The 19,181-nt window shown below is 65.1% G+C and carries 19 protein-coding genes; 5 read left to right on the top strand and 14 right to left on the bottom strand.

Annotated elements, in window-relative coordinates; all coding sequences use genetic code 11:
* The first annotated feature begins 25 nt into the window (after positions 1-25).
* Entirely contained in the window at positions 26-1,246 is a 1,221-nt protein-coding gene (locus A5759_RS01030; RefSeq protein ID WP_068192770.1) for a CaiB/BaiF CoA-transferase family protein, read from the top strand.
* On the top strand, positions 1,243-2,472 hold the full coding sequence (locus A5759_RS01025) for a cytochrome P450 (protein WP_068192767.1): 1,230 nt from the start codon (positions 1,243-1,245) through the stop codon (positions 2,470-2,472). Before A5759_RS01030 ends, A5759_RS01025 begins: the two co-directional genes overlap by 4 nt.
* A gap of 8 nt (positions 2,473-2,480) precedes the next feature.
* Here the strand turns inward: A5759_RS01025 and A5759_RS01020 are convergent, their stop codons facing one another.
* From A5759_RS01020 to A5759_RS00980, 9 genes are all read right to left on the bottom strand, one after another.
* Complete coding sequence (locus tag A5759_RS01020) at positions 2,481-3,047, bottom strand: hypothetical protein (protein ID WP_068192764.1); 567 nt, start codon at positions 3,045-3,047, stop codon at positions 2,481-2,483.
* 104 nt (positions 3,048-3,151) lie between these two features.
* Positions 3,152-3,754: a TetR/AcrR family transcriptional regulator gene (locus tag A5759_RS01015; RefSeq protein WP_068192927.1), complete on the bottom strand. Its 603-nt coding sequence runs from the start codon at positions 3,752-3,754 to the stop codon at positions 3,152-3,154.
* A 29-nt stretch (positions 3,755-3,783) separates the two neighbouring features.
* Positions 3,784-4,956: a lipid-transfer protein gene (locus A5759_RS01010; protein ID WP_068192759.1), complete on the bottom strand. Its 1,173-nt coding sequence runs from the start codon at positions 4,954-4,956 to the stop codon at positions 3,784-3,786.
* Positions 4,957-5,044: 88 nt separating this feature from the next.
* Entirely contained in the window at positions 5,045-5,494 is a 450-nt protein-coding gene (locus A5759_RS01005) for a MaoC family dehydratase (RefSeq protein WP_064349368.1), read from the bottom strand.
* Entirely contained in the window at positions 5,491-6,603 is a 1,113-nt protein-coding gene (locus A5759_RS01000) for an acyl-CoA dehydrogenase family protein (protein ID WP_068192756.1), read from the bottom strand. Before A5759_RS01000 ends, A5759_RS01005 begins: the two co-directional genes overlap by 4 nt.
* Positions 6,604-6,620: 17 nt before the next feature.
* Positions 6,621-7,034: a Zn-ribbon domain-containing OB-fold protein gene (locus tag A5759_RS00995; RefSeq protein WP_068192753.1), complete on the bottom strand. Its 414-nt coding sequence runs from the start codon at positions 7,032-7,034 to the stop codon at positions 6,621-6,623.
* 3 nt (positions 7,035-7,037) lie between these two features.
* Entirely contained in the window at positions 7,038-7,595 is a 558-nt protein-coding gene (locus A5759_RS00990; protein ID WP_068192750.1) for a MaoC family dehydratase N-terminal domain-containing protein, read from the bottom strand.
* Positions 7,596-7,610: 15 nt separating this feature from the next.
* Entirely contained in the window at positions 7,611-8,792 is a 1,182-nt protein-coding gene (locus A5759_RS00985; RefSeq protein WP_068192747.1) for an acyl-CoA dehydrogenase family protein, read from the bottom strand.
* The gene (locus A5759_RS00980; RefSeq protein ID WP_068192924.1) at positions 8,792-9,964 is read right to left on the bottom strand and encodes a cytochrome P450; all 1,173 of its coding nucleotides are present in this window, start codon (positions 9,962-9,964) and stop codon (positions 8,792-8,794) included. Before A5759_RS00980 ends, A5759_RS00985 begins: the two co-directional genes overlap by 1 nt.
* A 277-nt stretch (positions 9,965-10,241) precedes the next feature.
* Here A5759_RS00980 and A5759_RS00975 point away from each other — a divergent pair, with 277 nt between their 5' ends.
* Together A5759_RS00975 and A5759_RS00970 are read left to right on the top strand one after the other, a co-directional pair.
* Positions 10,242-11,699: an aldehyde dehydrogenase family protein gene (locus tag A5759_RS00975; protein ID WP_068192744.1), complete on the top strand. Its 1,458-nt coding sequence runs from the start codon at positions 10,242-10,244 to the stop codon at positions 11,697-11,699.
* Complete coding sequence (locus tag A5759_RS00970; protein WP_068192740.1) at positions 11,696-14,062, top strand: CaiB/BaiF CoA-transferase family protein; 2,367 nt, start codon at positions 11,696-11,698, stop codon at positions 14,060-14,062. Before A5759_RS00975 ends, A5759_RS00970 begins: the two co-directional genes overlap by 4 nt.
* 112 nt (positions 14,063-14,174) lie before the next feature.
* Here the strand turns inward: A5759_RS00970 and A5759_RS00965 are convergent, their stop codons facing one another.
* The 3 genes from A5759_RS00965 to A5759_RS00955 form a co-directional block, all read right to left on the bottom strand.
* Positions 14,175-14,648, bottom strand: coding sequence for a MaoC family dehydratase (locus A5759_RS00965; protein ID WP_068192736.1), 474 nt, complete (start codon positions 14,646-14,648; stop codon positions 14,175-14,177).
* Positions 14,645-15,841 (bottom strand): amidohydrolase family protein, encoded by a 1,197-nt coding sequence (locus tag A5759_RS00960; RefSeq protein ID WP_068192733.1) that lies wholly within the window; start codon positions 15,839-15,841, stop codon positions 14,645-14,647. The genes A5759_RS00965 and A5759_RS00960 overlap by 4 nt, the downstream gene beginning before the upstream one ends.
* Positions 15,842-15,930: 89 nt before the next feature.
* A complete protein-coding gene (locus A5759_RS00955) occupies positions 15,931-16,563 on the bottom strand; it encodes a cysteine hydrolase (protein ID WP_068192729.1) in 633 nt (210 codons plus the stop codon).
* A 50-nt stretch (positions 16,564-16,613) separates the two neighbouring features.
* Here A5759_RS00955 and A5759_RS00950 point away from each other — a divergent pair, with 50 nt between their 5' ends.
* On the top strand, positions 16,614-17,051 hold the full coding sequence (locus A5759_RS00950; RefSeq protein ID WP_068192727.1) for a nuclear transport factor 2 family protein: 438 nt from the start codon (positions 16,614-16,616) through the stop codon (positions 17,049-17,051).
* Here the strand turns inward: A5759_RS00950 and A5759_RS00945 are convergent.
* Both A5759_RS00945 and A5759_RS00940 read right to left on the bottom strand, forming a co-directional pair.
* Complete coding sequence (locus tag A5759_RS00945; protein WP_068192725.1) at positions 17,041-17,937, bottom strand: TIGR03619 family F420-dependent LLM class oxidoreductase; 897 nt, start codon at positions 17,935-17,937, stop codon at positions 17,041-17,043. The two genes, A5759_RS00950 and A5759_RS00945, sit on opposite strands and share 11 nt — an antisense overlap.
* Before the next feature lie 14 nt (positions 17,938-17,951).
* The gene (locus A5759_RS00940) at positions 17,952-19,070 is read right to left on the bottom strand and encodes an acyl-CoA dehydrogenase family protein (RefSeq protein ID WP_068192722.1); all 1,119 of its coding nucleotides are present in this window, start codon (positions 19,068-19,070) and stop codon (positions 17,952-17,954) included.
* Positions 19,071-19,181 lie beyond the last annotated feature (111 nt).

Genomic DNA, 19,181 nt, shown 5'->3' with positions numbered 1-19,181 from the left:
CCGTTAACGCTAATAGGAGGACGACATTTCCGTCGACAACGTGCTCAGCGGAGTTCGGGTGCTCGAGGTCGCCGCATGGACATTCGTGCCGTCGGCAGGTGCGGTGCTCGCCGAGTGGGGTGCCGAAGTCATCAAGGTCGAGCCGCGTGACGGTGGTGATCCGCAGCGTGGCCTCGTCACCATGGGGATCGTCGACGAAGGTGGTGGCGCGGTCAACTACATGATCGAGATCCCGAATCGCGGCAAGAAATCGATCGGTGTAGATCTGAGCACGCCGGGCGGCCGGGATGTGGTGCACGCACTGGCGAAGACCTGCGATGTGTTTCTGACCAGCTATCTGCCGGATCGCCGCCGGAAGTTCGGCATCGATGTCGACGACATCCGGCGCGTCAATCCGAGCATCGTGTACGTGCGGGGATCGGGTCACGGCCCCAAGGGGCCGGACGCCGACAAGCCGGGTTACGACGGTGTCTCCTACTGGGCGCGCGGTGGCATCGCCACCGTCCTGACCGAGGACGCCGATGAGCTCGTACGCTCACGCCCCGCATTCGGCGATCTTCTCGGCGGAATGACCATCGCCGGCGGTATCGCCGCTGCGCTGTACAAGAAGGCGACGACCGGCGAGGGATCGGTGGTGGACGTATCGCTACTCGGGCTTGCGGCCTGGAACCTCAGCCCGGACGTGGCGGTGAGTCAGATTCACGGCGGCAGCGCGATTCCCAAGTTCGGGCACGCGGATGCCCCCAACCCGCTGGTGGGGACGTACCGCACCAAGGACGGCCGCTACGTCCAGCTGATGATGCTGCAACTCGACAAGTTCTACGCCGAAGCGATGCGCGTGATCGGGCTTCCGGAACTGATCGATGACCCGCGATTCGCCGACCCCGCATCAAGGTTCGAGAACCGGGTCAGCCTCATCGCCCTGCTCGACGAGGCGTTCGCCGAGCGCACGCTTGCGCAATGGCGGGAGACTCTGGCAGCGCTCTCGGGCGCGTGGGGCATTGTGCAGACCCCTGGCGAACTCTGCGAGGACCCCGCCGTCACAGCCAACGGATATGTGGCCCATACCCAGACGGTCAACGGCGTGCCGTTCGCGCTCCCCACCAATCCCGTTCAGTTCAACGAGCGCTCGGTTACTCCCGGTGGCGCGCCCGAGCACGGTCAGCACACCGAGGAAATCCTCATGGACGCCGGAATTGAGTGGGACACCATCGAAGAACTCAAGGAATCCGGAGCGATCCTGTGAATTCGCCCTCGAGCGAGGTCGATAGACGGCCCGTCGAATTCGACCCGTTCTCGCAGGACTTCTTCGACGGCGCGTACGGCACCTACCGCCGCCTGCGCGACGAGGCGCCGGTCTACTACAGCAAGAAGTGGGACTTCTGGGCGCTGACGCGCTACGACGACGTGGCACCCGCCACGAAGGACCACGAGACCTTTTCGTCGGCCAAGGGCGCCACGCTCGACATGGTCAAGGCTCACGACGACGCCATCCCGGTGCCGAAGGTGATCATCTCGATGGATCCACCGGAGCATCAAAAGATGCGGCGACTGGTCAGCAACGTCTTCACCCCCCGTGCGATCGCCGCGCTGGAAGACATGGTCCGCGAGAAGGTTTACGAACGCATCGAAGCGCTGGACCCGGAGCAGTTCGACGTCGTAGCCGACTTCTCGGCGCTGTTTCCGAACGAGGTCATCACGACCATGCTCGGCGTGCCAAAGGAAGACCGCGACCAGATCCGCCGGTGGCTGGATCTCCTTCTCGAACGCCGTCCCGGTGAGATCGCCGTTCCCAGAGAGGGCTACGAAGCCTCGATGAACACCGGGCTCTACTATTACGACCTCGTACAGCAGCGTCGGGCAACACCACAGGACGACATGATCAGCCGTCTCATCGAGACGGAGATCGAGCGCGACGGAGTGGTCGAAAAGCTCACCGACGTCGACATCACGGGATTCGCCACGATGCTCGGCGGCGCCGGCGCGGAAACGGTCACCAAGCTGGTGGGAAATGCGATGGTCGCATTCGCCGACTTTCCCGATCAGTGGCGGAAGCTTCGCGTACACCGCAGCAGGATTCCCGCGGCGGTCGAGGAACTACTGCGTTACGAAGCGCCATCGCAGTACCAGGTTCGCACGGCGACACGCGATATCGACTATTACGGCACCACGATCCCGAGAGATGCAGCCGTGTTGCTCGTGACGGGGTCTGCCCTGCGCGACGAGCGGATGTTCGCCGATCCGGACCGAGTGGACATCGACCGCGAACGCAAGATGGGCTTCAACCTCGCCTTCGGTTACGGCATACACAGCTGTCTGGGAGCGGCATTGGCGCGCATGGAAAGCCGGATCGCGTTCGAGGCGCTGCTCGACCTGCTCCCCGAGTATGAGGTTGACCGCGACGGTCTCCGGCGGGTGGCGATGTCAAACGTATGCGGCTATTCGAATGTCCCTGTGCGCAGGACGCGCTGAGGCGTTCATCAATCCGGAAGCGCGATTTCGACTGCGGTGAGACGGTTGAGCCGACCCCTGAACGCTTCGTTGTCCGAGGAAGGTGCGTCTGTACCCACCGCTTTGAGCGCATGGTGCTTGAAGGCGTACGCGGCGGAGCTGAGGCGGTGTTTGAAGTCGGCCGCGGAAGCGGGTGCGGCAGGCCAGGTTCCGCCCCATGACGCCATGTCGGCGCCGTACCGCCGCGTGGCATCGGCGATGAAGCGGCGCACTCCGCGATGCTGGTGGTACATCGCGGCGGCAAACACGACTGCGTCCGGGCGATGCGATTCGATATCGAAGGTGGGCGGCAGGGCATGGCCTGTGGCACCGAGGATTTGCAGTGCCTGTGCATGGGTTTGCGTCTCGAGGTAGATCGCGACGCGCCAGCCCGCGCGTAGGGCGTCGACGATGAGTCCGCCTGCCGCCGATACCGCGTCCGCCGTATCAGGCGCGAGGACGACGAGCCTGTAGGGCGCTGCGTGGTCCCGGTCCGGCGGGTGTCCCGTCCGTTTCGAGGTCGGCATCGGCGTTGCGGTCGCCACGGTGGGTTTCACCTTGACCCTCCTGGTGCGTACTGGCGGAAGCAGAAATACTCAGAATTGAGAATACAGATTTCCAGCGGGTCGCACCTGTCCGGCTTGTCCATGAGCGAATTCTGCTAGCGCCGGCGTCGACCGCTGTCGACAAATCCGTTCACGGCGTATGCGCGCACAAATTCGGCCACGGCATCGTCGCTGCGCATGTCGATCACCGCTGATGGAGTCGTGAACAGTGAGAACAACATTCGGGCGAACCACTCACATGCAGATGCCACATCAAGGTCCGAACGAACCTCGCCGGTCAGCTTGGCTGCGGTCACGTAAGGGGTCAGAAAATCGGCGCATTCCTTCAGGAGGGTGGCGGCGTTCTTGGTCATCATGAGGCTGACTTCCGCTGCGTCGAAGTACGCCTCGGGTTCGACCACCCGACGCGCCTGGGCGACGAAGACCGCGGCGCGGACCAACCGCCCCTCCAGCGTGCTGCCCCCGTGCCGGTCGATGGCCTTGGCCATGTTGCGGTAGAACCGTTGCGACGCCGCTTCGGCGCACGCTTCGACGATCGTCTCCTTGTCCCGGAAGTACTCGTAGAAGGTGCTGCGCGACACGTCGGCGGTGCGGGCGATGTCGACGATGGTCGTCTTGGCCAACCCCCGCGTGCGGAAGCAGGAGAAGGCGGCCGAGATGATGACATCCCGGGTGTCGACCTCCACCGATTGGGTCATGTCCGACGCCACCGCATGACATTAACCGCTCAGCGGTCCGGTGCCAGAATGAGGCCGCTGGTCGGTACACCGGTGCCCGAGGTCACCAACACATGTTCGACATCGTCGACCTGATTGTAGGAGGTGCCACGGACCTGACGGACGCCCTCGGTGATGCCGTTCATCCCGTGGATATAAGCCTCGCCCAGCAGGCCGCCGTTGGTGTTGATGGGCATCCTGCCGCCCAGCGAAAGCTCGTCGACGGACACGAAGTCCTTGGCCTCACCGCGTCCGCAGAACCCGAGCTCCTCGAGCTGCGTGAACACGAACGGGGTGAAGTGGTCGTAGAGGAACGCGGTCGAGATGTCGTCGGGCTTCAATCCGGAGTTGCGCCAGAGCTTGTCGCCGACCACGCCCATCTCGGGGAGGCCGGTGATGTCGTCACGGTAGTAACTTGTCATGACCTCGCCGTCGTACGCGGCGCCCTGGGCCGCGGCCGTGATCACGGCTGGCGGCTTGGCGAGATCGCGTGCCCGCTCGACACTGGTCACGACCATCGCCACCCCGCCATCGCTCTCCTGACAGCAGTCGAGCAGACGCAACACCGGCTCGATGATCCAGCGTGACTCCTGGTGCTGTTCGAGGGTGATCGGTTTCTCGTAGAACCAGGCGTCGGGGTTCTTGGCCGCATGCTTGCGGTCGATGACGGAGATCTTGCCGAAGTCGGCGTTGGTGACGCCATACGTCGTCATGTACCGCTGCGCGTGTAGGGCCACCCAGGCCGCCGGCGTCATGAATCCGAACGGGGCATACGGGGCCATCCACAGCGGGGTGACGCCGGGTTGACGTCCGGCGCCGCCGAACCGAAACCCGGAGCGCTCGTTGAAAGCCCGGTAACAGACCACGGCCTCGGCCGCACCCGTCGCGACCGCCATCGCGGCCTGCATCACGGTGCCCGCCGCGGCGCCCCCGCCGTGCGGTACGCGGGTGAAGAAGGTGAGATTCTCGATGCCGACGTTGCGGGCGACCTCGATCTCTTCGTTCTCGTCGACGGTGAAGGTCACCATGCCGTCGATGTCCTTGGGGCTCAGGCCCGCATCCTCGATGGCCGCCTTGACCGCTTCGCAGGCCAGTTGCATTTCGGTCCGGCCGGACTCCTTGGAGAACTCGGTCTGTCCGATGCCGACGAGCGCAGCGCTGCCGCCGATGCCGTCTGTAGTCATGCCTCGACTCCTCCTCGTTCCGGTCCTCGCTTCGTCCCCTGCCCTTCGGGCGTGGGCCCAGCGATCCTCGCTCGTCGTCGTCTTCGGGTCACGAGACACCCTCGAGCAGGCTCAACACAGCCGTGCCCTTGACGTGATCACCCAGGCTGTTGGTGCCCTTGAAGGTGACCTCGATGAGCCCCTCGCCGTCCGCCGACGACTTGTCGGTGACGCTGCCCTCGAACCGCAGCGGGTCGTTCGGATAGGCGGGCACGCCGAGCCGGATGGACAGCTTCTTGACCATGGCTTCGGGCCCTGCCCAGTCATGCAGAAACTTCACGCACAGCCCGTTGGTCGTCAGGATGTTGAGGAAGATGTCTTTGGAGCCTTGAGAATTGGCGAAGTCACGGTCGTGGTGTACCGGCATGTAGTCACGCGATGCGATGGCGCCGGCGACGATCAGCGTGGTGGTGACGGGAACGTCCAGCGGCGTCACCTGGTCGCCGACGTTGACGTCGTTCCACGCGAGCGTGGTGGTGCGATTCAGGGTAGAGGTCATCGGTTTGGTCCTTCCGCGTATGCATTGCCGAGGCGGGCCAGCTGTTGTGACGCCGATCCGAGCGCGAGTTCAATCTGCTTGGCCCACAGGAAATAGCGGGACAGGGGGTAGGTGACGTCGATCCCCATGCCACCGTGTACCTGCTGAGCGGACGCGGCGACCCGCGCGCCGGCCTCGGCGGCCCAAAACTTGGCGATGGCCGCTTCGCGCTCGGCGGGCCTGCCTTGGGCGATCAGCCAGGCCGCGTGCCACGCGGTCCAGCGGATCGCTTCGGTGTCGATGAACGCGTCGGCCAGACGTTGTTGTACGGCCTGGAACGACCCGATCGGGCGGCCGAACTGCTCACGCTCACTGGTGTAGGACGCGGCCAGCTTCAGTGCTCGTTCGGTGACCCCGACCTGCATCGCGCACAAACCCACCAGGGCTCTGCTGTACAACGCGCGGACGATGTCGGCATCGGCATTCTCAGTCAGCCGCGACCCGATGGCATCGGTCAACTCGATGTCGGCGAACGGCTCGCCGTTGGTCGTGGAGACAGGCGTCACATCCACGCCGCTGCCATCGGTTTCGATGACGAACAAGCCGGGTCCGTCGTCCGTCGTGGCCGATACGACGATGGCCGAAGCGATCTGCGCCGCGGGCACCAACTCTTTGACGCCGGTGAGCCGCCAGCCCTGCCCGTCAGCCCGTGCGGTGGTTCGCGGTACGGCCGGATCCGAGCTGCCCGGTTCGGCCAGCGCCGCGGTCAACAGGGCGCTGCCGTCGACCACCCTGGACAGCCACCGCCGTTGGAGCTCCGAATCGCCGTGCCGGGCAATGGTATCGGCGCCGAGGACGAGCGTCGCGTACACCGGGACTGGCGCAACGCTGTACCCGACCTCGCTGAGCAGCACACCCAACTCGAGGAAACCACCGCCGGTACCGCCGACGGATTCGGGCAGCGCGATTCCGAGCAGGTCGGCCGACGCCAACTCGGCCCACAGTGCAGCGTCGTACCGCACCTCGCCCGCTTCGAGCTCGGTCAAATGCTCTGGTGTGGCGCGGTGCTCGAAGAGCTGTCGGGCGAGCTTGGCGACGGTCTCCTGCTCCTCGGTGAAGGTGAAATCCATGTGTGGCTTCCTCTAGTTCAGCGCGCCGGTCGAAACTGGTGCAACACCAGCTCTTCGCCGCTTGGCAGTGCCTCGAAGGTCTCGTAGAAGACCTCGACGGGCATTCCGACCTCGATCGCCTCTGGCTCTATGTCGCACAGGTTCGACACGATGCGAACGCCTTCGTCGAGTTCGATCAGCGCGACGACGTAGGGATACTCGAGGAAAGGCAGCGGCGGGTATTTCGGCATCACGAAGCTGTAGACCGTGCCCCGTCCGCTGGAAACGACGTAGTCCCAGTTGAGTGACTGGCAGCTACCGCACATCGGTCGCGGCGGAACACGGAAGGTCTTGCAGTCGGTACAGCGCTGGATGCGGAGCTCCTGCTCCTTGAGCCCTGACCAGAAGAATTCCGTGTACGGACTGATGCTGGGAGCGAGTCTGCTGGCCATCGATCACTCGCCGCCCGTCTTGAACCGCAGGGTGCGAAACCATTGGCGACCGACGACTTCGCCGTTCTGATCGCGGTATGTGGTCACCCATGTGACGAAGAACCCGTTGCCCATGGCCGTCTTCTTCTCATCGGAGATCGAGTCGAAGACCGTCTCGGAGGTGATCTCATCGCCGACTCGCGGATAGCGCTCGATCTCGAACTCGGAGTTCGTCGCGATGATGCCGGTGTAGCCGGCGTCGGCGAGAAACTGCAGGGGATTCTCGCCCTTCATTTCGATCGGCACACCGCCGCGCTCGTGGATGCCCTGCAGCTTTGGTGGCGGCATCGTCCAGGTCTGCAGCATCACCGGCGGTGACACGATGTCGTCGTAGCGGGAATTCTTCGCGAACTCGGGGTCGAGGTAGGCCGGGTTCATGTCGCCCAGGGCGTACGCCCAGTGCCGGATCATCGCGGCGTTCACCGGATCCGGCGCGCGTACCGGCTTGCCGACACCGTCGGTGGGCTTGCCGATGAGCGCGTCGAGGCGCTCGCGCAAATCGTCTTTCGTTGTGTCGGTCACTGCAGGATTCCTTTCTCAGGACGCTCGCATGTCGCGGGGTGCGCGTGGCATTCCGAGACCCGCCATGGCGATGATGTCTCGTTGCAGTTCGTTTGCGCCGCCACCGAAGGTGTTGATGACGGCGAGACGGTAAGCGCTTTCGAGTTCACCCTTCAGAGGCGCGTCGGGGCCCTTCCGGGTTCCGGTCTGCCCGACGACGTCGAGGAGCTCACGGGCTACCTGCTGAGTGAGTTCAGTTCCGAAAACCTTTGCCGCAGAGGCTTCTCCCATACCGAGTGCGCCGGAGCTCATGTTGCTGTTGACCCGAAGGTTCAACAATCGGTAGGCAGCGACCTGCGCCTCGACACGCGCGAGGGCCTGTTGGACCCACGGCTGGTCGATGACGCGTCCGTCGTCGAGCGGCGTGGTCCTGGCCCATTCCACGGTCTTGGCGAACAACGGTTCCAGCGCGCCGAGGTTGCCGAGCGCGGCGCGCTCCAAGTTCAGCTGGTTGGTCACCAGCTTCCAGCCCTGGTTCTCGCCGAGCACGATCGCGCTCTCGGGTACCCGCACATCGTCGTAGAACGTGTAGTAGGTCGACACACCCGGCATGGTGTGCAGGGGTTTCCACGAGAACCCCGGCGAGTCGGTGGGCACGATGAACACGGTGATGCCCTTGTGCTTCTTGGCTTCTGGATCGGTTCGCGCCGCCAGCCAGATGTAGTCGGCGAACTCCGCTCCACTGGTGAACATCTTCGAACCGTTGATGACGAACTCATTGCCGTCACGCACCGCGGTCGTTCGCAATGAGGCGAGATCGCTTCCCGCCCCTGGCTCGGAGTAGCCGATCGCGAAGTCAACGGTGCCCTTGAGTATCGCGGGAAGGAACTTCTGCTTCTGTTCCTCGGTGCCGTATTGAATGAGGGTGGGGCCGACGGTGTTGAGCGTGATCATCGGCAACGGCGCATGCGCGCGGCGCGCCTCCTCGCTGAAGATGTACTGCTCCAGCGCGGTCAGCCCTCGTCCGCCGTACTCCACCGGCCAAGCGACACCGAGCAGACCGGCCTCGCCGAGCGCGCGCCTGCACTCGGTCATCCCCGCGCCGCCCTCCATCAGGCCGGAGACCGCCGCACGCCGCTCGGGGGTCATGACCGCCTCGAGGCGCTCCCGGAACTCGGCGCGAAGTCGTTCTTGTTCGGGGGTGTAGTCGAAGTCCATCACACGCTCGCTTTCAGGCGTACCGGCATGCGTTTGACGCCCGGCACCATCGTGGCGCGCAGGCGGGTCACGTCCCCGGTGAGCTCGATGCTCGGATAGGTACCGAAGAGCACCTCGAACATAATCCTGGCTTCGAGCCTCGCCAGTTGAGCGCCGAGACACGCATGCTCACCGGCGCCGAAGGCGATGTGCGGGTTCGGGTTCCGGGTGATGTCGAACTCCTCGCTCGTGGCTCCGAAAACCTCCTCATCTCGGTTGGCCGCGCCGTACAGCATCACCACCGTGTCGCCGGCCCGGATCTTCTGTCCTCGGATTTCGACGTCGGCGGTGGCTCTGCGTGCCATGTGGGTCACCGGGCTGGTGAAGCGCAGCATCTCCTCGACCGCGCATGTCAGCAGTGTCGGATCCGAACGAAGCAGTGCGAACTGATCGGGATGATTCAGCAGCATCGCCGTACCGAGCGCAATCAGGTTGCGGGTGGTCTCGTTGCCTGCCACCAGGAGAAGGAATGCGAAGTTGAGCAGATCGGCGTCGGTGAGGCGTTCCCCGTCGACTTCGGCGGCGGCCAGGATGCTCAACAGATCGTCCTGTCCGGTTACCTCGCCGGAGCGCCGGGCCTCGATCAGTTTGGTGAAGTATTCGTACAGCTCACCTAGCGCCACCAGGTGGTCCAGCTCGATGTCGGGGTCGGCGGTGCCGACGGCGGCATCGGACCAGGTGCGGAACTTCTCCCAGTCTTCCGGTGCGGCGCCGAGCATTTCGGCGATCATCCGGGTGGGTAGGGGGGCCGCGATCTCTTCGGCGAACTCATACTCGCGGGAGGGGTCGATGCCGTCGACTATGCCGTCGACGATGCTGCGGATCGTGGGCTCCAGCAACGACACTTGACGCCGGGTGAACCCCGCGTTGATGAGCTTGCGCAGCTGCCGATGTCGCGGCGGATCGGTGAAGATCAGGTTGCCCTCTTGGACGGGCTCGGGCTGGCTGGGATCCGGAATCGTGATGCCGCGCGTAGACGAGAACAACATCGGATGGCCGGAGACGAAGCGCACGTCTTCGTATTTGGTCAGCGCCCAGAAGTTTGTGACGTCGTTCCACACCACCGGAGTCGTCTCGCGCAATTCCCGGTAGGCCGGGTACGGGTCGCCGGCGTAGAAGTCCGGAGAGTGCAGAGGGTGAGCGGAGGTGGGTCGGGGCGTCGATTCCGTGGGCACGCAGGCTCTCCTCAACACATCGGTCATCGGACAGATTAAACGCAAATGTCCGGTCAAACTGTGTCTACAGCACATAAGATCACCGTGTCAATGCACATCACCGCAGGACAACCGCCCCAGACGTTGACTCGGCAGGCCTCGCCGGTGTACACACAAGGCGCAGATGTCGGGCATTCGACCCCCGGGGGGACGACTCGACAGCCCGCAGCCGTAAGCAGGAAGGTCGAGTGATCTGATGGCCGCATCCACCCTCGTCGACGACTACGACCTCTACATCAACGGCAGTTGGGTGAAACCGGAAGGCGGCAGGTATGCGGTCGTCGATCCGGCCACGGAGGCTGTCATCGCGTCGGCGCCCGATGCCGGGGTTGCGCAGGTCGGAGAGGCGATCGCCGCCGCGCGAACCGCATTCGACACCGGGCCCTGGGCGACGACCACACCGCAGGAGCGGTCTCGGTGCCTGCAGCAATTGAGTGACGCGCTGCTCGCCCATGGCGACGACATCTACGCGCTCGCGCGTGCTGAGTGGGGTTGCACAGCAAACGAACGGCTGATCCACGTTGACGGCCCCGCATTCATGGCGGGGCACTCCGCGGAACTCGCGCTCGAGCCGGCCGAGGCGCCGATGGACGCATGGGGGGCGGCGGGTACCACGCTGTTGCGGTACGAACCTCTCGGCGTGGTGGCGATCATGACGCCGTGGAACTTTCCCCACACCCTCAACGTGATGAAAGTGGGTGCGGCGCTGGCCGCGGGCAACACTGTCGTGTTGAAGCCGTCACCGCTGACGCCGCTCGCCGGCTTGGCCCTGGCGCGGCTCATCGACGACGAGACCGATATCCCGGCCGGTGTCGTCAACGTCGTCACTCCCACCGGCATCGACGCGAGCAAGGCGCTGACCCTGGACCCGCGGGTAGACATGGTGAGCTTCACCGGCAGCTCCGCGGTCGGCCGCGACGTGATGGCAGACGCGGCGAGGACGATGAAACGGATCCTGCTCGAATGCGGCGGCAAGTCGGCCTCGGTTCTGCTCGACGATGTCGAGGTCACCGACGAGCTCCTGGAACGGCTGTTGTTCGAAGGGTGCACGCTCCATGCGGGTCAGGCGTGCATCCTCACCAGCCGGCTCGTGGTGCCCGCTGCACTGCACGACGACGTCGTCACCCGGCTTGCCGATCTGGCGCGTGCGGTGACGGTCGGCAATCCCGCCGACGACGGGGTGGACATGGGGCCACTGATCAGCAGGGAGCATCTCGAGCGCGTGGAGGGTTTCGTCCGACGGGCGGAGTCCGATGGCGCGAAGGTGGTGGCGGGCGGAGGGCGCGCCGAAAACCACTCGCAGGGATTCTATTTCGAGCCGACTATTCTCACCGACACCAGCCCCGATTCGTACATTGCGCAGGAGGAGGTGTTCGGGCCGGTGCTGACCGTTCTGCGCTATGACGGCGACGACGAGGCGGTGGCCGTGGCGAACAACTCGGCGTACGGGCTCGGCGGTGCGGTGTGGGGCGCCGATATCGAACGCGCCGTCGGCATCGCACGACGCATCAGGACGGGCCAGGTCTCGATCAACGGCACGATCCCCGGCGACGCTCCGTTCGGCGGTTTCAAACAGAGCGGCATCGGTCGTGAGGGCGGGGTCATGGGATTGCGTGCGTATATGGAGCCCAAGGCGATCGGGGTTCCGGCGTGAGCGAAGCCCTGGCCGGACTGCGGGTCGTCGAACTGGGCAGCGACATCGCGGCGCCGTACTGCGCCAAGCTCCTGACCGATCTCGGTGCCGATGTGTGCAAGATCGAGCCGCCGACGGGTGATCCGCTGCGCGCCTGGGGGCCCGGCGGCGGACTATTCGAGTACCTCAACGCCGGAAAGTACGGTCTGACGCTGGATTTCAGTACCGCAGCGGGTATCGAACAAGCTCACGAGCTAATCACCCAGGCTGACCTCCTGGTCGAGGATCTGGCCGCTGGGTCAGCCGAGCGTTTCGACTGGGGGCTGGATCGCGATTCGTTGCAACGGATCAACCCCGGCCTCGCCGTCGTGAGGATCTCGGACTACGGGCAAGACGGTCCCCGGCGTGACCGGCCGTCGACATCGCTGACCCTGCAGGCGGCGTCGGGGTGGGTGAACGTCAGGGAGTTCGGCCGACCGCCCGTGCAGGCCGGAGCGCGCATACCCGAATACATCGCGGGAGGCTACGCGGCACTCGCGGCGTTGACCGCTCTACGCATCGCGGACGTCGAACCGGGTCGGCTCGTGGAGGTCGACGTCTCGGCGTTCGAGTCGTTGTTGTGCACGCTGCCCTATCCGATGCTGCTGGCCGAGCGGCTGAAAAGCATGGGGCTGCCGACCAACTCGAAGGCCGCACCGATGTTGGGCATCGTCCGCGCGGCTGACGGCTGGATCGGCATCAACTGTCTGACCGGACAGCACTGGCTGGACGTCTGCGCGATGATGGGGCTCCCCGAATTCGGCGAACACCAGCTCGCGATCATGTTGGGCGGGCCCGAGCGCGATGAGTTCTTCGCGAAGGCGCAGCCCTGGCTGGACTCGATCTCGGTTGGCGATCTCGTCGAGCTGAGTCAGGCCATGCGGATTCCGGCCGCCCCCATCAACGACGGCTCATCGATCCAGGACTGCCCGCAGTACCGCGACCGCGGCTTCTTCGTCGACGGCGGACCCGAGGACGCACGGTTTCGACGGCCAGGGGCGCCGTTTCGGTTGTCGAGGACGCCAGTGGGTGCGTCGCGGCCCGCGCCGCGTCTCGGCGCGGAGGCCACCGTGCAGTGGGAGACCCGCGGGGAACGAGACACTGCGAATGTCGGCGACGCGACAAGCCCGTTCTCCGGATTGAAAGTCTTTGACCTCAGCACGTTCTGGGCCGGGGCGTATCTCACCTGCTATCTCGGCGCGTTCGGCGCCGACGTCGTCAAGGTCGAGTCGATTCAGCGGCCCGATGGGCATCGGTATTCGGGTTCGTTACTGCGCAACAACGACGACTGGTACGAGATCGGGCCGCTGTGGCAGGGCACGAACCTCAACAAGCGCGACATCACCCTCGACCTCGGGACCGACGCCGGCCGGGAGTTGGCATTGCGCCTTGCGGCCGATGCCGACGTGGTGATCGAGAACTTCTCGCCGCGGGTGGTCGAACAGTTCGGGTTGGACTACAACTCCCTGGTCCAGATCAACCCGGGTGTGGTCATGGTGCGCATGCCCGGGTTCGGGCTCGACGGCCCGTGGCGGGACTACGTCGGCTGGGCCCTGAACATCGAACAGCTCGCCGGGATGTCGGCGGTGACCGGCTACGCCGACGGTCCCCCGTGCAACCTGCAGGGTCCGGCCGACCCGATCGCCGGTGTCCATGCCACGGTGGCGCTCCTCGCAGCGCTCGAACACCGGCGCCGAACCGGTGAGGGCCAGCTGATCGAGGTGGCGCAGATCGAGGTCGGCGCGGCGGTGACGGCCGAGCCCGTGATCGAGTATTCGTTGACGGGGCGTGTGCGCGAACGCGAGGGCAACCGGCACCGCCGTTATACACAAGGCGTCTACGCCGTTGCGGGAGAGGATGATTGGATCGCAATTTCGGTGCGCGACGACGCTGACTGGGCAGCCGTGACCGACGTGATCGGCCGCCCCGAATTGCGCGAGGATCCAAGATTCGCGTCAGCGGAGGCACGGTTGCGCCACCACGACGAGTTCGACGAGGTGATCGCCGAGTGCGCGGCCGCACGGCAGGCCGACGATCTCGCCGAAGCCTTGCTTCAACGCGGCGTGCCTGCGCAGCGGCTGATGACGGCCGACCGGATGTACGACATCGACCAACTCGACGCGCGCGGGTTCTATGAAGACCTGGACCATCGGATCGCCGGTCGGCAGCGGTACCCCGGATGGCCTTTTCGGATCACGCCGGGGCCGTCGCGCCACCACCGCACCCCGTCACCGACTCTCGGGCAACACAACGACGAGGTACTCGGCGCACTGGGCCTTACCGGCGAGGAGATCTCGTCCCTGCGCGATCGGCGCGTCATCGGCGAACGGATCCTGAACGCCTGACTTCCCTGCGCGAGCAACTGCTTCTGCCGGTTGTGCGGTTTCATACGCGACGCGCCGGGCCCGCCGTATGAAACCGCACAATCGCGGCTGCCCAGCTGGGCGCAATGACGACCTAGTCGACCATCGCGGCGATGGTGTCGACGACGCAGGCCGGGCGTTCGGAGCCTTCGACCTCGACGGTGACCCGCACCGTGGCCCTGGCGCCGTTGTTGGTGCGCTCCACCTTGATCAACTCGGCGCCTCCGCGGATGCGTGAGTCGACCGGCACGGGTGCCGGGAATCGCAGTTTGTCCACGCCGTAATTGACCTGCATCGACAAGCCGGTCACCTTATAGATCTGTTGGACGAGAACGGGCACCAGCGACAATGTGAGATAGCCATGGGCAATCGTCCTGCCGTAGGGCCCTTTCGCCGCCCTCTCGGCGTCCACGTGAATCCACTGGTGGTCCCCCGTCGCCTCGGCGAACAGGTCGATCTCTTTCTGGGTGACCTGGCGCCATTCGCTGTACCCCAGATGCTCGCCCACGTGCTCTTCGAAGGCGGCGATCCCGTCGTACTCCGTCGGCGAACCGGTGGCCTGATTCACGCCGAGACCGTTTGGAGGCCCAATTGCTCGATAGCGTTGCCGCCCATGATCTTTGCCTTGGCGGTGTCGGAAATGCCGTCGAGGCGGTCGACGAAACTCAGCGGGTCGCCGATGCCCTCCGGATGCGGGAAGTCCGAGCCGAACATCACGTGGTCCTCACCCATGATCTCGATGATTCCCTTGATGTCGTCCTCGAGGAACGGGTGGATGTAGACGTTGCGTTTGAACACCTCGACAGGATGCTCGTCGAACTCCTTGGGCATCGTCCGGTAGGCCTTGTCCAACAGGCGCAGAAGGTTTCGCACCCAGCCGCTGCCGTTCTCTACCACGAGTACCTTCAGGTCGGGAAAGCGCGAGAGCGCACCGTGGCAGATCAGGGCGGCCAGGGTGTCTTCCATCGCCCGGAAGCCCATCACCACCTCGCGCAGCGCGCTGGGCTTGAACGACAGGTACTCATCGCCGCCCTCCCATTCCATGAGGTGCTTTTGGTAGCCGCTGTCTGCCGCGTGGAACGTCACGGGAATGCCGGCGTCGACGACCTCCTGCCAGAACGGGTCGAACTCCGGCAGGCCCATCGATCGCGAACCCCCGAACCGGTTCGGGACCGGCGCAGGCCGCACGAGGAAGGTCTTCATGCCGCGCTCGAGGCACCAGCGGAACTCCTTGATGGCCTCGTCGACCAGCGGCAGACAGATCACCGGCGTGGCGAAGATCCGGTCGCGGTAATTGAACGTCCAGTGTTCGTGCATCCACTCGTTGAGGGCGTGGATGATCGCATGGGTCAGGACGACGTCGTCGGTGGTGCGTTCCTCGATGAGGCTCGCCAGCGTGGGGTACATGACGCACTGGTCGATGCCGAGTTCGTCCATCAGCTCCAGCCGAGGTGCGGGCGCCTGGAACGCTGGGATGACATCCATTGGCTCCCCGATGAATTCGCGGAAGTTCAGCCCCTCGGGGTTGTTGCCGAGGAAGTAGTCCTCTGCACTGCCGGGCCTGGCCACCCGCTCGAACGTCGGGTTCGGGATCATGTGGCTGATGTGGTCCTTGACGACCAACTTGGACCGTCCGTTGACCTCGACGTAGCCGACCTTGCCGCGGTGCTCCTTCGGCAGGTACTTGGTGAGCGCGTCGGTGGTCTCGTACATGTGGTTGTCGATGTCGAAGACCGGGTACGGCAGGGACCGGGTAGGCATGTGGCCGACCTCCTAAGAGCAGCGAATATGAGCATTTACGTCTAGTGAGAACGACGTTATCACCATGCGTTCGCGACATCCATATCGGCTCAGGTGCCGATCTCCTTCCAGGCCTGCACGACGTCGTCCGTCGTCGTCACCGTCGCGAGCAGCGCCAGCGTGTTGTCGATGACCGACTCCGCGTACTCGCGTGGATACCCACTCACCGCATCGCGGGGCAGCACGAACTGGTAGCTGCGGTTGACCGCATCCATGACGAAGTTCGGGATGGCGATGTTGACCGAGACGCCGACGCCCACAATAGTTTTGATGTTCAAATTCCGGAGAACTGAGTCGAGGTCCGTGCCGGTCATGGGCCCGACGCCATGCAGGCGGGTGAGGACGATGTCACTGGGCGCCTGACCCAGTTCGGGCAGCACGGAGGCGCCCGGGCTTCCGGGGGTCAGGTCTGCAGCGAAAGACTTACCCGCCATGAACAGCCTGGCGTTGGTGTTGGAACCGCGGTTGTCCGGGCGCTTCTGAATCAGGCAATGCACCACTGTCGCCCCGGCCGCGCGGGCAGCATCGAGCAGTCTCGCAATGTTCGGGATCGCCTCGCGGCGTGCCTCTTCTGCGAGCATCGGTAGACCGGCTTGCGGGCCGATCACTCCGCCCTGGCACTCCTGGGTGACCAGCGCGGTCGTGGCGGGATTGAGGAGGTCTTGCAGGCGTGGTTGCGGCATGAGAACACACGTTATCGTGCAGCGGCAACTGTGTTTACATCGGAGGAGAAATGGACACCTGGGAGCTCGAGGTTCGAGAGTCGGTTCGGCAGACGCTATCCGACTACACCGCGGCCACCGATCGGTTCGATCTCCGTGCGCTGGCACAGTGCTTCGAGCCCGACGGCGTCCTCGAGTTCAGCGGTGGTGACGAGCCGCTGAAGGGCCCAGAGGCGATCGAAGCGGGTCTCGGCGCAGCCATCGCCGGGGAGCCGGATACCGCGCGCCCAGCGGTGTCTCACGTCCGCCACCACGTATCGAGTATCCGGTTCGGGCAGGTGGCGCGCGATCGCGTCGAAGTGAGCAGCTATTTCGCGGTGCACACAGACATCGGACTCGACCATTGGGGCCGGTACCGAGACGTCCTGGTGCCCCGCGACGCCCGATGGCTGTTCGCGCACAGGCGCATCAGTGTCGACGGGTTTGCAACGGGAAGCCTCATGCGATGAATTCCTTGGCGAACGCCCGCGCGTGATCGATCACCTCGGCGCGATCGGCACCCTGAGGGGCGATGGTCAGCCACGTCACGCCCATGGCTTCGAGCTTGGCGATGGTGGCGTGCCGTTCGTCGGAGGACTTGCTGTCGTCGAGCAGGTTGCCCGCAGAGAAACAGATGTCCAGCGGCTCGGTTCGACCGACCTCAGCAGCGTATTTCTTCGCCCACACGATCGCGGCTTCCAGGTCCTCGATGGAGGAGATCTCCGCGGTTCGTGACGCCGCCGCGTAGCCGAACGTGTTGAACGGCGCCCAACCCTGGGCGCGAGACACCGCGCGACGCACGGCAGGCTTGCTGTTCCCGCCCACCCAGACGGGCGGGGCCGCAGGCACCGGGCGCAGGCGGACACCGCGCGCGGCGAACGATGTCCCTTCGTAGGCGACGTCATCGCCGGTCATCACCTGGCTCAGTACGTCGAGCGCCTCATCCAGCAGCGCACCTCGGGCGTCGAAATCGATTCCGAGCGCTCTGAACTCCGGCTTCAGATAGCCGGCGGCCGTGCCGAGGATGAGGCGGCCGCCGGACAGGACGGCGAGGCTCTGAATCGACTTCGCACCCAGGAACGGGTTGCGATAGGCGGCGATGTAGACGTTGGTCAGCAGTTTCACATCGGTGGTGGCCGCGGCGGCGAACGAAAGCGCGACGAACGGATCAAGGGCGTGGTGCCCGCCGTGGTCGAGCCACTTGGCATCGGGTGCCGGGTGGTCGGTGACGTGTACAGCGGCGAATCCGCTGGACTCGGCGGCGCGCGCAATCTCGGCGATCGCTTCGGCATTGACGAACTCCGATGCCTCCTCCACCCGCTGAGTGGGGAGTTCAAGCGAATATGAAACGGTCACGGTCGTCCTTCCGGCTAGTGGCTTGATGATGTGACGAGGTCCGCCAGGCGTTGTGCGTGGTAGTCGGGAGTACCGAAAATCAGTTGGGTGGCTTTCGCGCGACGGACATAGAGGTGTGCGTCGTGCTCCCAGGTGAATCCGATGCCGCCATGAATCCGCATGTTGTCCAGCGCGACCTGAAGAAACGCTTCCGAACAGGCCATCTTGGCCACCGAAGCCGCCACCGCCTGCTCCTCACCCTCGGGCAGTCCGGCGGCGTGCCGCACGGCCGATCGCGCCCCCTCGACCAGCACGAGCATGTCCGCGCACCGATGTTTGACGGCCTGGAAGCTGCCGATGGCACGGCCGAACTGGATGCGTTCTTTCGCGTAGCCCACGGCCATGTCGAGGCAGCGCTGCGCCGCTCCGAGTTGTTCTGAGGCCAGGGCGATGACGGCGACCCGGTGTGCGCTCTCGAGGGCGGCCGCGACGGCGCCGTCGGTGCGGATGAGCCGCGCGGCGACGCCGTCGAAGCTCAGCTTGGCGATCTTGCGTGTCCGGTCGAGCGTCGTCAACGGTTCGCGGGCCAGTCCGTCGGCGTTCCCGTCCACCGCGAACAGCGAGATGCCTGCGGACGTATTTGCCGCAACGAGAACGGTATTCGCCGTGTAACCGTCGAGGACCCGTTCGGCGACTCCGTCGATCCGGTCGTGGCCGCCGTCAGTGCGTGCCGTCAGCGTGACGGCGTTCGGCTCCCACGCATCGAGGGTTCCGTTCAGAACGACGGTGGCGGTCCTCGATCCGACGACAAGTTCGGGTAGATACTCCCGCATTGCGGCCGCGTCACCGCTGGCGAGAAGCGTCGGGATCGCGAGCGCGACGGTGGAGAAGAACGGGGCGCACAGCAGGGCCGCGCCCATCTCCTCGAAGACGACCGCGAGTTCGGGCAGGCCCGCGCCCGCGCCCCCGAACTCCTCGGGCACGGCGATCGCTGCCAGGCCGAGGTCGGCGGTCAACTCACGCCAGACCCGCTCGTCGTAGCCGGGCTGAGAATCCATCGCGGCTCGAACGGCGCTGCTCGGCGACCTGGCGGTGAGGAAATCGCGGACTGCCTCGCGCAGGTCGCGGTGATCGACCACCTCAGCGGTGGACATAGATACCTCCCGCCGCGGCGACGGCGAATACCGTTGCTGCAGTCATCTTTTCCTTCCGCACTGACGCGGTGAACCTCTCCTGGGGCGAATGGTCCCACGGAGACGACATCA

Source organism: Mycobacterium sp. 852014-52144_SCH5372336 (assembly GCF_001665615.1).
In the GTDB taxonomy this organism is placed as follows: domain Bacteria; phylum Actinomycetota; class Actinomycetes; order Mycobacteriales; family Mycobacteriaceae; genus Mycobacterium; species Mycobacterium neumannii_A.
Note: the sequence above shows the minus strand (reverse complement) of the source record. Positions and strands in the feature narration are given on the sequence as shown.